At 70.6% G+C, this 12,365-nt stretch carries 8 protein-coding genes and 1 pseudogene; 5 read left to right on the forward strand and 4 right to left on the reverse strand.

Going from position 1 to position 12,365, the window contains the following annotated elements; translation table 11 throughout:
- Nucleotides 1-33 precede the first annotated feature (33 nt).
- Nucleotides 34-792, forward strand: coding sequence for a precorrin-6A synthase (deacetylating) (gene cobF / locus AB0L53_RS55525; protein WP_364013989.1), 759 nt, complete (start codon nt 34-36; stop codon nt 790-792).
- Between the two features lie 57 nt (nt 793-849).
- Here the strand turns inward: cobF and AB0L53_RS55530 are convergent, their stop codons facing one another.
- Nucleotides 850-2,388 carry a xanthine dehydrogenase family protein molybdopterin-binding subunit gene (locus AB0L53_RS55530; protein WP_364014051.1) on the reverse strand — a complete coding sequence of 513 codons (1,539 nt, stop codon included), beginning with the start codon at nt 2,386-2,388 and terminating at the stop codon, nt 850-852.
- Nucleotides 2,389-2,411: 23 nt separating this feature from the next.
- Here AB0L53_RS55530 and AB0L53_RS55535 point away from each other — a divergent pair, with 23 nt between their 5' ends.
- Nucleotides 2,412-3,026 carry a DJ-1/PfpI family protein gene (locus AB0L53_RS55535; RefSeq protein ID WP_364013992.1) on the forward strand — a complete coding sequence of 205 codons (615 nt, stop codon included), beginning with the start codon at nt 2,412-2,414 and terminating at the stop codon, nt 3,024-3,026.
- A 352-nt stretch (nt 3,027-3,378) separates the two neighbouring features.
- Nucleotides 3,379-4,551: an MFS transporter gene (locus AB0L53_RS55540; RefSeq protein ID WP_364013995.1), complete on the forward strand. Its 1,173-nt coding sequence runs from the start codon at nt 3,379-3,381 to the stop codon at nt 4,549-4,551.
- 480 nt (nt 4,552-5,031) lie between these two features.
- Here the strand turns inward: AB0L53_RS55540 and AB0L53_RS55545 are convergent.
- From AB0L53_RS55545 to AB0L53_RS55555, 3 genes and pseudogenes are all read right to left on the reverse strand, one after another.
- Nucleotides 5,032-5,551: pseudogene (locus tag AB0L53_RS55545) on the reverse strand (response regulator transcription factor); the annotation flags it as partial.
- A gap of 292 nt (nt 5,552-5,843) precedes the next feature.
- Complete coding sequence (locus AB0L53_RS55550; RefSeq protein ID WP_364013998.1) at nt 5,844-6,692, reverse strand: MauE/DoxX family redox-associated membrane protein; 849 nt, start codon at nt 6,690-6,692, stop codon at nt 5,844-5,846.
- Nucleotides 6,689-8,593, reverse strand: coding sequence for an ABC transporter ATP-binding protein (locus tag AB0L53_RS55555; protein WP_364014001.1), 1,905 nt, complete (start codon nt 8,591-8,593; stop codon nt 6,689-6,691). The genes AB0L53_RS55550 and AB0L53_RS55555 overlap by 4 nt, the downstream gene beginning before the upstream one ends.
- A gap of 292 nt (nt 8,594-8,885) precedes the next feature.
- On the opposite strand from AB0L53_RS55555, the gene AB0L53_RS55560 reads away from it, so the two are divergent.
- Both AB0L53_RS55560 and lanL read left to right on the forward strand, forming a co-directional pair.
- Complete coding sequence (locus AB0L53_RS55560) at nt 8,886-9,062, forward strand: SflA family class IV lanthipeptide (protein WP_364014004.1); 177 nt, start codon at nt 8,886-8,888, stop codon at nt 9,060-9,062.
- 115 nt (nt 9,063-9,177) lie between these two features.
- Nucleotides 9,178-11,937 (forward strand): class IV lanthionine synthetase LanL, encoded by a 2,760-nt coding sequence (gene lanL, locus AB0L53_RS55565; protein ID WP_364014007.1) that lies wholly within the window; start codon nt 9,178-9,180, stop codon nt 11,935-11,937.
- The last annotated feature ends 428 nt before the right edge of the window (nt 11,938-12,365 follow it).

Genomic DNA, 12,365 nt, shown 5'->3' on the forward strand with positions numbered 1-12,365 from the left:
TCGTATATCCGGCTCTCTGGCAGACTCGTGCGGGTGAAGCGGCTACTCATCATCGGCATCGGCGCCGGAGATCCCGACCATCTCACTCTGCAGGCGGCCAAGGCCATCTCCGCCACGGACGTGTTCTTCATCGTCGACAAGGGCGAGGTCAAACAGGATCTCGTACGCCTCCGGCTGGACCTGATCGACCAGCACGGCCGCCCGCCGTACCGGATCGCCGAGGCCCGCGACCCCGAGCGCGACCGCACCACCCCCGCCTACACCGCCGCCGTCGAGAACTGGCGCTCCCGCCGCGCGCTGGCCTGCGAGGAGCTGATCCGCGAGGAGCTGAAGGAGGGCCAGACGGGGGCGTTCCTGGTGTGGGGCGACCCGGGCGTGTACGACAGCACGCTGACCATCGTCGAGGAGATCCTCCAACGCGGAAACGTCACCTTCGACTACGAGGTGATCCCCGGGGTCAGCAGCGTGGCCGCGCTCACCGCCCGCCACCGCACCAGCCTCACCCAGGTCGGCCGCCCCGTGCACCTGACCACCGGCCGCCGCCTGGCCGAGGACGGCCCGTCCGCCGACGACGTCGTGGTCATGCTGGACGCCCACTGCTCCTTCGCCGGCCTCGACGACTTCCACATCCACTGGGGCGCCTATCTGGGCAGCCCCGACGAGATCCTGGTGTCCGGTCCGGTGGCCGAGGTCGGCGACCGGATCCGCGAGCTTCGCGCCGAGGCCAGGGCTCGCAAGGGCTGGATCATGGACACCTACCTGCTGCGCCGCCTTCCCCGTACGGACATCTGAAGCGCTCCCGCACGCCGGCGCGGCCCGCGTGTGGGAGCGGTGGCGCGGCGCACGTGGTCAAAGCAGCGCATCGGCGGTGATGGGCAGCTCGCGGACGCGGCGGCCGGTGGCGTGGAAGACGGCGTTGGCGATGGCGGGCGCCACGCCGGTGTACACGACCTCGCCGAGACCCTTGACGCCGATGGGGTCGGCCTCGCGGTCGTCACCGTCGAGGTAGATCGCGCGCAGGGAGGGCACGTCGGCGTTGACGGGGACGAGGTAGTCGGCGAGGTTGGCGTTGACGATCCGGCCGTCGCGAGGATCGGTGACCGTGTGCTCCAGCAGGGCGGCGCTGATGCCGCCGACCATCCCGCCGATCGCCTGGCTGTCGGCGAGCTTGGGACTGATGATGCGTCCCGCGTCGTAGACGCCGAGCATCCGCCGGATACGGACCAGGCCGAGACGGTGGTCGACGGCGACCTCGGCGAACGTGGCGTTATAGGCATACATCGAGAAACGACTTGCTCCTGGGGTGAAGGAGCCGAGCGTTTCGAGGTGGGTGCGGTTGTTACGGGCAAGGAGCCGCTGGTACGTCTCCCCGCGCGCGGAATCGCCCTTGACGTGCAGCCGGCCGTCACCGGCCACGACGTCACCCGCGTCGACGCCGTGCAGGGGCGACCGCTCGTCCCCGACGGCCAGCTCGACGGCCTGGCGGCGCAGCTTGTCGCAGGCGTCCTGGACGGCGGAGTCGACACTGGCCATGGTCATGGAACCGCCGTGGGGCGGGGTCGGCGGCATGATGGAGTCGCCGAGCCGGAAGGTCACGGCGCTCACGCTCAACCCGAGGGCGTCGGCGGCGACCTGGGTCATGGAGGTGTACGTGCCCGGTCCCATGTCGCTGGACGCGGCTTCGACCAGGGCGCTCCCCCGGGCGTCGAGCCTGGCCCGCGCCTGGGCCGCGCCGCGGTGGGTGTCATAGACGCCGGCTGCCATGCCCATGCCGATCAGCCAGTCGCCGTCGCGGGTGGAGCGCGGCTTGGGGTCGCGCCGGTGCCAGCCGAACTGGCGGGCGCCGACGGTGTAGCACTCGCGCAGCCGCCGGGTGGAGAACGGCCGCCCGGTCGCGGGGTCGTCGTCGGGTTCGTTGCGCCGGCGTAGCTCGATCGGGTCGAGGCCGAGCTCGTGGGCGAGTTCGTCCATCGCCGACTCGACGATGTAGGAGGTGGTCGAGTGGCCGGGGCCGCGCATGTACAGCGGAGTGTTCACATCCAGCGGCACCCTCTCGTAGGTCTGCGAGACGTTGGGCATGCGGTAAAGCATCTGCCCGGTCGTCAGGACGCTCTCCTGGTAATCCTCGTACGTGGAGGTCTCGGCCCTGATGTCGTGCGTCATGGCGAGCAGGCGCCCCCGCCGGTCGCCGCCCAGCCGCACCTTGTACTCGTAGGCGGGCCGGTAGCCCGTCCCGAAGTACTGCTGCCTGCGGGCGAGGACGAGTTTGACCGCACGGCCGGTCTCGCGGGCGGCCGGGACGCCGTGACGCGCGAGCAGGACGGCGCCACCCAGCAGGAGCCCGGCCTGGCTGTCAGGCGTGAGACTTGTACCATATGAGCTTGTTATGGAGAGCTGCGCAGGGAGGGAGCTTGCAGGTCGCGGTCGTCACCTTTGACGGATTCAACGAGCTCGACAGCTTTATTGCCTATGGGCTGATCAATCGCGCTCGCGTGCAAGGTCAGGACGTGACCGCGTACATCACGACACCAGCGCCCGTCGTGACCTCGATGAACGGCCTGGAGGTGACCGGTCAGCGGCCGTTGGACTTCATCACCGAGGCCGACGTCGTACTCCTCGGCAGCGGCATCAAGACCCGTGATGTCGTGGCCGATGACACTCTGCTGACGCGTCTCCCCCTTGATCCCGCACGACAGTTGATCGGCTCGCAGTGCTCCGGAGCCCTGGTGCTCGCGCACCTCGGCCTCCTCGCCGGACGACCTGCCTGCACCGACACCATCACCCGGCCTTGGCTCGAAGAGCGCGGAGTGACGGTGCTGGACGCGCCGTTCCACGCGGAGGGCGCGATCGCCACCGCGGGCGGATGCCTGGCATCTGTCTATCTGGCGGCGTGGACGCTCCTCCACACGGTGGGCGAGGCCGCCGCCTGGGCCGCGATCGAGTACGCGGCGCCTGTCGGCGAGAAGCAGGAGATCGTCCGGCGCGTCATGTCCAGGGTGCGTACGGTCGAAGCGGCGCTGCGCTGACTGATCCCACGAGGACCCCAACGGGATAGGGGCGGGTCGGCTTACGCGGCTCAGGCGAGGCTCTCCAGGCCAGGCGCTGCCCGCCATCACCGAAGTAGTACTCCACCAGGACGAGGCCGGCCGTCGGGCCTGCCGCCGGCCAACCAGCGAACGCGGATGCCGTGGGCGCGGCAGCGAGCTCGGCCGACCAGCCGAAGCGAACGCGGATCCGGTGGGCGCGGCGCCGAGCTCGGCTAGCCAGCCGAGCCGCAGGTCGTTGAACTCTCACGGCGCCACCAGACGCCAGGAGGGCACCGGAATCGTCGGTGGCGTCTGTGAGGATGGCGTCTTTGTCGGCGTCTCGGGGGGTTCCATGTGGAGGTCGCTGCCGGTGGCGGCGCGGGTGCTGCTGTGGGTCCGCATTCTCAACGCGCTCGGCGCCTACGCGCTGTCGTTCCTGGCGGTGCTGGCCGGGCCGGAGCTGGCCGCGGCGGCGCTGGCCCTGTTCGGGGTGGCCGCGCTGCTCTCGCGCTGGGCGGGGGCGCTGCTGCTGGAGCGGTTCTCGCCACGCGGTGTGCTGAGCGCCGGGCTGGCCGCGACCGGCCTGGCCCTGTTCACGCTCGTCCTGGCGCAGGGCCCGGCGCAGGTGCTGATCGCCATCGCGCTGGTCGGGCTGGCCTTCGAGGTGTACGAGCCGCCCTCGCAGGAACTATTGGCGCGGGCGAGCGAGGGCGAGCAGCGCCATGCCACCTTCGCCGTCCTGGGAGTGGCGCTGTCGGCGGCCGGGGCCGCGGCGGGACTGCTGGCGGCGGTGCTCCTGCCGCTGGGAGTGCGCTGGCTGGTGGCCGCCGACGCGCTCACCTGCCTGGTCGCGGCGGCCGTCGCGGTGTCGTTCCTGCCACGCGATGATGCCCGATCCGACGAGTGCCGCGCCGAGCGGGAGACCAGGAAGATCGACCGCCGCGCCGAGCGGCACACTGGGCTGAGCGGACGCTGGCGGCCACCCGCCGCCTTGATGCGGCTGACCGTGGCGGGCACCGCGTTCGCGATCGGCTCTCTGGCGGTGATGATGTACGTGCCGCTGGCGCTGCTGGAGCGGGGCGCCGCATCGTGGCTGCCCGGCCTGACGCTGGCGAGCGCCGCCGCGCTGGCCCCCCTCACGCTGTGGGCCGCCCGCCGGCTGCTGGCCGGGCGCTCGCACGGGCTGATCCTCGGGATGGGCGCACTGCTGCTCGGGGCGCTCGCACTGGTAATGGCCGCCACCACCAGTGTGCCGCTCACCATCACCGCCTACCTGGGCTGTACCGTTGCCAACAGCGTCCTGCTCGGCCGCTGGCAAGCGGCGGTCGCCGATGCCGCGCCGGAAGACGACCGGCCGCGCTGGTTCGCCGTACAAGGATCGTCGTGGGGCGTGGCGCAGCCTATGGTCCCACCGCTGGCCGCGGCCGCCGCGACCGTCGCCGGCGCTGTCGGAGCCGGTGCTTTCCTGGCTGCTGGCTTAGCGTTCCTGCTGGTGCCATTGATGCTGCGGCGCCTGCCAGGTTGACGGCGAAGATCTGCCTGACGTATTCGGCACCGTTGTCGTGCTCGTCGATGGGTTGGATTTTTGCGGCACCACATGCTGCGCAAACCAGCGTTCAGCAGCGCAGGCAACGGGTGGCGGAAGCACACCGACAGCTGGAGGAGCAGGCCGAAGAGAACCGAAGTCGAGGCCCGGAAGGCTGGGCCAGAGCTGACGAGCGTGTCCGCCGGATGCTTTCCCGCGACCTAGCCACTCCCCGCCTTCCTGCCACCTTGGGCGGGAAGCCGACGGGCAGCCTTGAACGGGAAACCGCCAGGCAGCCTTGAGCTGGAAGCCGCCGCCGGAGTGATGCCACCACGTGCCACCACGTACGCGCACCGCCTGACACGATTGCCCTTCGCTGCCGGCACAGGAGGTTTTGTCGTTCTGCGGGTTCCAGACCGGTGGTGAGGTCGCCTATCCAACTGTCGTCAGTTCGGCAGTCCGGCCTGGGCGGCCGCTTGGTCAAGCCGTCTCCGGGGCGGCCTGCAGGTAGGCGAGCACGGCCAGCACCCGCCGGTTGTGGTCGTCGGACGGCGGCAGGCCGAGCTTGGCGAAGATGTTGTTGGTGTGCTTGCTGATCGCCTTGTCCGTGACCTGGAACCGGGCGGCGATCGCCATGTTGGACAACCCCTCCGCCATCAACGCCAGTACCTCCCGCTCCCGAGGGGTCAGCTCACCCAGCGGCTCGTCGCGGCTGTGACGGCTCAGTAGTTGCGGGATCACCTTGGGATCCATCACGGTGCCGCCGGCGGCCACCTGACGCACCGCGTCCACGAACCGGTCGACGTCACCGACGCGATCCTTGAAGCAGGTAACCCACCCCACCAGGCCGGTCGGAGAGCAGTTCGCGGGCGTACAACTGCTCCACGTATTGCGACAGGATCAACACCGGCAGGCCCGGCACCAGCCGCCGCGCCTGGAGGGCGGCGCGCAGGCCCTCGTCGGTGTAGCCGGGCGGCAGCCGCACATCGACCACGGCGACAGGAAGCGCGCAATCGAAGTTGGCAGTAGCGGCGTGTGCGGAAGGAGGTTCGGCCCGGGAGATGGTGGCGGTCTGGCCCCGGCGACTGGCGTTGGTGGTGGCACCGGCGTACGGCGAGTCGTTCGCGTCGTGGGTTGATCGGATGGCTCTATTCAGCCTGTCACAACATCTCACGAAGGATGTCAATTCGCCGACCAGGGCCGCCCCGCCTGTCACAATTCACTGAGACCGGACAACAGTGCTGGGTCGGGGCGGACGAGTATGCGCCCAGCACGACAGGCGTCCCCGCGTGTCAACGCCCGTCTCGGGGAGCGACCGCTTCGGCGCGAGACAGAACCTGCTCCAGTTGTGCCGGATCGGCCGCGCCGCCCGCCGACAGGACGGTGCCGGCGCGGTCGGTCACCACCACGTACGGCGGCCACGGGATGTCGTTGCGGTCGAAGACATCCGGGTCCACGACCACGGGCAGCCCGGCACCATCGTATCCCTCCACCGCGCTGACCAGCGCGACATCCAGACGGTCGGCTGTCGCGACGAACTCCGGCAGCATCGCCTTGCACAGTCCGCATGCCGGCGAGACCAACGCGTACATCGTCCGGTCGCCGGCCGGCTCCGGCTTGCCGTTGAGAGCGAAGCGCGTGCCGGGACGCGGCCCGGACGAGGCTCTCTCCACGCGTAGCAGCCGCGCGGGCAGGAAGGCCAGCCCCAGCAGGACCGCCGCCACCGGAAGCTGGACGGGCGCGAACGCGACCGGCCCGGTCAGAGCCGCCGTCACCGCGAGGACCAGCAGCAGGCCGGTACGCAGCAGCGTGCCGGCCCCGACGAGCTCACGGCCGCCGAAGCACCCGCAGTCCACGGCAATCCGGCGCCGCATCACGGAGGCCATGGCCGCCAGGAACGCGGCGAACAGGACTGCCGCCACCACGGCACCCCACCGTCGGCCGCCCGGAGCGAGCAGCAGCCCGCCGGCGGCCAGCTCGGCCACGAGCACGCCCACCGCGGCCGGCCTGGCCAGGCTGCCCGGCAGCACCTGATAGCCCGCCACCGACCGGGCGAAGCCGGGCACGTCCCGCAGCTTGCCCAGCGCCGCGACCAGCAGCGCCGCGGTCACGGCGAGGTACGCCGACTCGGCGACGATCATGGCACCGTCTGGTGGTAGGCCGAGGCCTGCAGCTCGTACAGGCCGGCGTACAGGCCGTCGCGTTCCATCAGTTCGGCGTGCGTGCCCTGTTCGGCGATCGCGCCACCGTCCAGCACGTAGATGCGGTCGGCGTAGCGGACGCTGGCCAGCCGGTGGGTGATGAGCACGACGGTGCGGCCGGCGGCGTGGCCGCGGATCCGCTCGAACAGGGCGTGCTCGGCACGGGCGTCCAGGGCCGAGGTCGGCTCGTCGAAGATGACCAGCGCGGCATCGTCGCGGTAGAAACCACGTGCCACGGCGATGCGCTGCCACTGGCCGCCCGACAGGTCGTGGCCTCCTCGGAAGCGGCGGTCGAGCAGCGCGTCGTAGCCGTCGGACAGCCGTGCCACCACCTCGTCGGCGCCCGCCGCGGCGGAGGCGGCGGCAAGCCGGTCCTCCTCCAGGGGGAGCCCCATGACGATGTTCTCGCGGACGGTGAGCGGCCAGCGCGTGTGATCCTGGGCGATCACGGAGATCCGCCGCCGCAACGCGTCACCGTCGAACGCGTCAAGGTCCACGCCGTCCCAGCGGATCGAGCCCTCCTGCGGCTGGTACAGCCCGGCCAGCAGCTTGGCCAGGGTCGTCTTGCCCGAGCCGTTCTCGCCGACCAGGGCGATGACCTCGCCCTGGCCGACCGTCACGCTGACGCCCGACAGCGCGGGCCGGTCGGCGCCGGGGTAGGTGAACGTGACGTTCTCGGCCGTCAGCAGGTGAAACGCCGCCGGCTCGGCAGGGGTTGCCGGTGGCGAGGGGACGCGCTCCCGGGCAGACTCGCAGAAGGCCAGGTAGTCGCCGAAGTAGAGGCCTGCCTCATAGAGCCGGTTCATGGTCTGGATCAAGGCGGTGAGCGACACCTGCCCGGCCCTGATCGCCAGCACGGCCGCGCCGGCCACTGAAAGCGGGATGACGCCGGCGGCCAGCAGCATGCCGAGCACCACGTACACGCCCGCCGTGGCCACGCCGGTCAGCAGGTCGCCGCCCGCCTTGGTGGCGGCCCGCCGCCGTGCCACGTCGAGCTGAACGTCCTGCTCCAGGTCGGCCACCTTGGCGTACTGGCCGAGCAGGAAGTCCCGGAGCGTGAACGTCCGCACTTCTGCGGCGGGCTGCCGCTCGGCCATCAGGTCCGACAGCATGAACTTGCGCCGCCGCGCGGCGGACAGCCGGTAGAACGCCTGGTAGCCCAGCCGCGCCATGCGTACCGCGGCCCATCCCACCGGCACGGCGGCGACCAGCAGCAACGGCATGAGGATCGGGTGCAGCAGGCCGAGCGCCACGGCCGAGGCCAGCACGCCCACCGCGCCGGTGACCACGGCGATCGTCGTCTCCACCACGGTGGCGGTGTCGGGCACGCCGCTGTCGCGGGCCCGCCGCATCGCGTTGTGGAAGTCGTGGTCGTCGAACGCGGCCAGCTCCACCCGGGTGGTCAGCTCGAACAGGCGGGTCTCAGCCAGCCGTTCGACCAGCGGCTTGAGCCGGGCCTGCGCCCATCCGGCACCTGCCAGCAGCGCTCCGCGTAACCCTGTGGCGGCGGCCACGAGCAGCAGCGAGGGCAACGCGGCCCATACCCGATCGAGTGTGGGACCGACGGCCAACAGTGAGGCCAGCACGTCGGAGGTGGCCACCAGGCCGAAGACCGTGAAGACGCCGGCCGCGAGGTTGCCCGCCAGGGCCACGACCGTGTCGCGAGGACTGGCCTGCCACGCCATCCGCAGTGCGGCGGCCACCAAGGACGGCAGCCTGCGGGCCATCGTAGCGAGGGTGGCGGTCAGCAGCTGCTCGTCGTGACTCTCCCAGTACGCGACCACGAGCCCCGATCGGTCGTCCGGGACGCTCGTCCTGCGTCCGCGCCGCCAGAGCCTCACGCGAGAGCACCGTTCCGAGACCGGCGCGCCGTAGATCCCCCCATCACGCACATCAATCTAGAAGATCGAACTCTCAGTGTAAAGATGCATGTAAACATATTTTTGGCTGTTACGGCTACCTCTGGACAGGCTTCCGGATATATGCACATAATGCGTCCGTTTGCTCGCAACGGGGGAACATCTAGCCCGGTTCCTGGTCGCGGGCAGGGCGCGGGAAAGGTGCCTACCGGCGCCATCCCGAGGCTCAGATCCCAACATCGGCCGCCCACAGGCGGCCAAGGAAGGAGCCCTTATGTCGGTCCTCGCACTGGAGCCCCGCGACGCCGGAGTTCTGGAGTACGAAGACCTCGCCGTCGACTTCGAAGGCGAGCTGAACAAGCTGCTCCACGGCCCTCAGGCCTGCCTCAACACCTGCAAGCGTACGGTCTGCAGCAGCTTCCCCTGCTGCCCGTCCATTATTGGAACCTGAAGCGCCTGATCCCACGCGGTGAAGCGTGGTGACGAGATGTGCTGGGGGAAAGGCCGTCGGCGATGCTCTGATGGCCTTTTTCTCATGTCAGACCGATGCGCTCCGTTATCGAGGGATGACCGTGGACTTCAATGTGCTCGACCGCCTTACCAAATTTGCAGATTCGAATGGTAGGGAAATATACGAGGACGACACGTGGATCAGCGTTCACGACCCTAGTCACGACGTTCCGTTGCAGGGCTGGAAAATCCACATTTCCGCACGTCCCGGCACCCTCAACGACACCCTTGACCGCGCGTTGTCAATCCTGGCCGGCACCGGCTGCGCCTTCAAGGTCGCCCGCTCTACCCACAGGCTCATGGAGCTCAACTCCGGCGACGTCGACCCGGGAGTCGTGGGCAAGGCCATGACGGTCTACCCGGAGCAGGATGCGGTGGTCGAACTGGGCCACGCCCTCGCCGACGCCCTGTCCGGGCTGTCGGCCCCGCGCATCGTCAGCGATCGGCGGGTCCGCCCTGATGCTCCGGTGTACTACAGGTATGCCCCGTTCGCCCCGCAGTACCGCGTGGACGAGAACGGCGACTTCGAGCTGATCGTGATCGGGCCGGACGGTGAGCAACTGCCGGGCGCGGCCGGCCCCGAGTTCACCTGCCCGCCCTGGGCCACCGACCCGTTCCGCCCCACGGAGCCTGCCGGGGCCGGCCCGTCGGAGCCTGATGAACGGCCGTCGCCGGGAACGCTGCCGCCCGCGCAGACAACCGGGCAGGCCGCCGACGGCGGCAGCGGGCGGCTCATCGGCGGCCGGTACCGCGTGACGTCCGGCGTCGTGCGTGGCCCGCGCGGAAACGTCTACCGCGCCACCGACGCCGCCGGGCGGCGGGTCGTGGTCAAGGAGGCCCGCGCGTACGTCGGGGAGAACGTCGAGGGCTGGGACCTGCGGATGTACCTCCGCAACGAGCTGCGCGTCCTGCAGGCGCTCACGGGCGTGGCAGGCGTACCGGAGCCGATCGACCACTTCCGGCACGGCGAGGACGAGTTCCTCGTCATGACCGACGCGGGCAGCCGCGACCTCAACCGATTCGTCGCGGAGAACGGCCCGTTCACCGGGGAACCCGCCACCGCCGAGCGCGACCTCGGCACACTCGCCGTCCGACTGCTGGAGGTGATCGACGCGGTGCACGCGCACGGCGTCGTCATTCGCGACCTGTCGCCCAAGAACGTCGTGCTCGGCGAGGACGGCCGCTGCACCCTGATCGACTTCGGCAACAGCAGGTACGACGGGCTGCAGTTGCCCGGCTGGAGCCGCGGCTACAGCGTTCCCGACCAGCACACCGACCGTGACTCCGTTCCTGCCGACGACTACTTCTCACTGGGTGCCACCCTGTTCTTCGCGGCCACCGGGATGAACCCGATCATGATCGGCCCGGACCCGGTCCGCAACGTCGAGCGCACACTCATGTGCCTGGCGGGGATGTTCCCGGACGTCACGACGGGCGTCCTCGGCATGCTGCCCGGCCTGCTGAGCCTCGACCCCGCCGACCGCACTGCCGCCGCCGCCGAGCTCAGATCCGCCCACGGACCGGTTCCTGCCGACCGGCCGCGCCCCGTGCCGGCCGTGACCGGCTTCGGCGACGGGCGGCCCGCCGCCGAACAGCCGCAGGTGAGACGGTGGAAGCTGCCCTCCCCGCCCAGGCTCACCGGGGAACTGCTGTCCAAGGCGCTCGACCACACCGTGCGCGAGTGCGCGGCCTTCGCGGAGCAGCTGATGGCCGCGCCCAAGGATGCCCGCCAGGAGAGCCCGCCGGTGACCAACGTCTACGGCGGCAGTGCCGGAGTCGGCATGGAACTGCTGCACCACCCGGAGACCAAGGCCGTGGCCGCCGACCTGGCTCGGTGGACGGCCCGCGTGATGCCGCCCGCCAAGCTCCCGCCCTCGCTGTACTTCGGCCGTACCGGCACCGCGCTGTTCCTGACCGCGGCCCGTCTGAGCGCCGCGCCGGAACTGGCGGCGCCGGCCCCCGTCACCATCGACGGCCCGCAGCGGGCCGACCAGACACACGGCGTGGCAGGCATCGGCTCGGGCCATTTGGCCCTGGCGGCCCTCGACCCCGGCGATGCCCGGCATCTGCGGATCGCCGCCGAGTGCGCCCGGCTGCTGATCGCCGGTGAGGTCACGCGGTCGCAGGACGCCGTGGCGCCCGCCCAGCCCGGCTCCGGCGTGTCGGTCGACACGGCGTACGCCCACGGCGACGCGGGCTGCGCGGACTTCCTGCTTTCCTACCACGAGGCCACCGGCGACCGAGCGGCGGGCGAGGCGGCCCGGGAGCGGCTGGCGGCGCTGGCCGTCCAGGCCGAGGCGCTGATCGGCGAGTTGCACGACCCTGATGCCCGGGCCATGGGAGCCTCCTGGTGCCAGGGCGTGTCGGGCATCACCGGCACGCTGGCCCGCGCGGCCCGCGCGTACGGCGAGGACCGCTACCTGGAGCTGGCCGAGCGGGGCGCGCGGGCGTGCCTGGTCGTCGCCCCGCAAGCCTGGGTGGTCTCTCAGTGCTGCGGCCTGGCGGGCATCGGCGAAGCGCTGATCGACCTGGCGATGGTCACAGGCGATGACGGCTACTGGCGCCACGCCGAGGACATCGCCGAGCGCATGCTGGTACGAGCCGGCGGCGAGCCGGCGCAGCCGGTCTTCCCCGGCAACGACCTCGACAAGGCGGCCTACACCTGGAGCACCGGCACCGCGGGCGTCCTGTCGTTCCTGCGCCGCCTCGACCGCCGCTCGGGCACGCGGCTGTGGACGGCCGACTGGCGGCTGCCCGAATCGGACCGGGCAGCGCACGCGGCGGTTGGATCAGCGGCGAGCGGGAGAGGGAACTAGAGGACGCCATCCCCGCCAGCGGCTTCCAGCTCAGCACCGCAGTCCCTGCCGTACCGGACCATCCGCCGCGGTCGGTGGTCAGCCTTCGAGAAACGAACCTGCCGCATCCGAACTTTCCTGCGCTGCCGCTCGCAGTGAGGAGAACGGGTCGAGACACCCCCGTCTGGAGGCTCCGTCGGCACCTTTCGGCCAAAATATTTCAAAGCCTGGAGCTATAGCCCTCAACTCACGCACACGCATGACGCTTGATCTTCGGCTGGGTACTGCCAACTTCGATGACGCGAACGCCGGTATTTCGAGATCCGTCGAAATGACAGTGCCCAGGTCAGCCGCAGGTCCCACTGTCATGTTCAGTGGCGCCAGACAGCGTGGACTCGAGCGGAGGGCGATACCCAGGGCAGGCGCGGGTCGCCGCGCTCGTCGGTGCT

It is taken from the genome of Nonomuraea sp. NPDC052129, assembly GCF_040680095.1.
GTDB lineage: Bacteria > Actinomycetota > Actinomycetes > Streptosporangiales > Streptosporangiaceae > Nonomuraea.

Excerpts from the sequence above, each read along its gene's own strand:
- AB0L53_RS55540 (WP_364013995.1), top strand. The coding sequence starts at position 3,379 with ATGTGGAGGTCGCTGCCGGTGGCGGCGCGGGTGCTGCTGTGGGTCCGC.
- AB0L53_RS55550 (WP_364013998.1), bottom strand. The coding sequence starts at position 6,692 with ATGATCGTCGCCGAGTCGGCGTACCTCGCCGTGACCGCGGCGCTGCTG.
- AB0L53_RS55560 (WP_364014004.1), top strand. The coding sequence starts at position 8,886 with ATGTCGGTCCTCGCACTGGAGCCCCGCGACGCCGGAGTTCTGGAGTAC.
- lanL (WP_364014007.1), top strand. The coding sequence starts at position 9,178 with ATGACCGTGGACTTCAATGTGCTCGACCGCCTTACCAAATTTGCAGAT.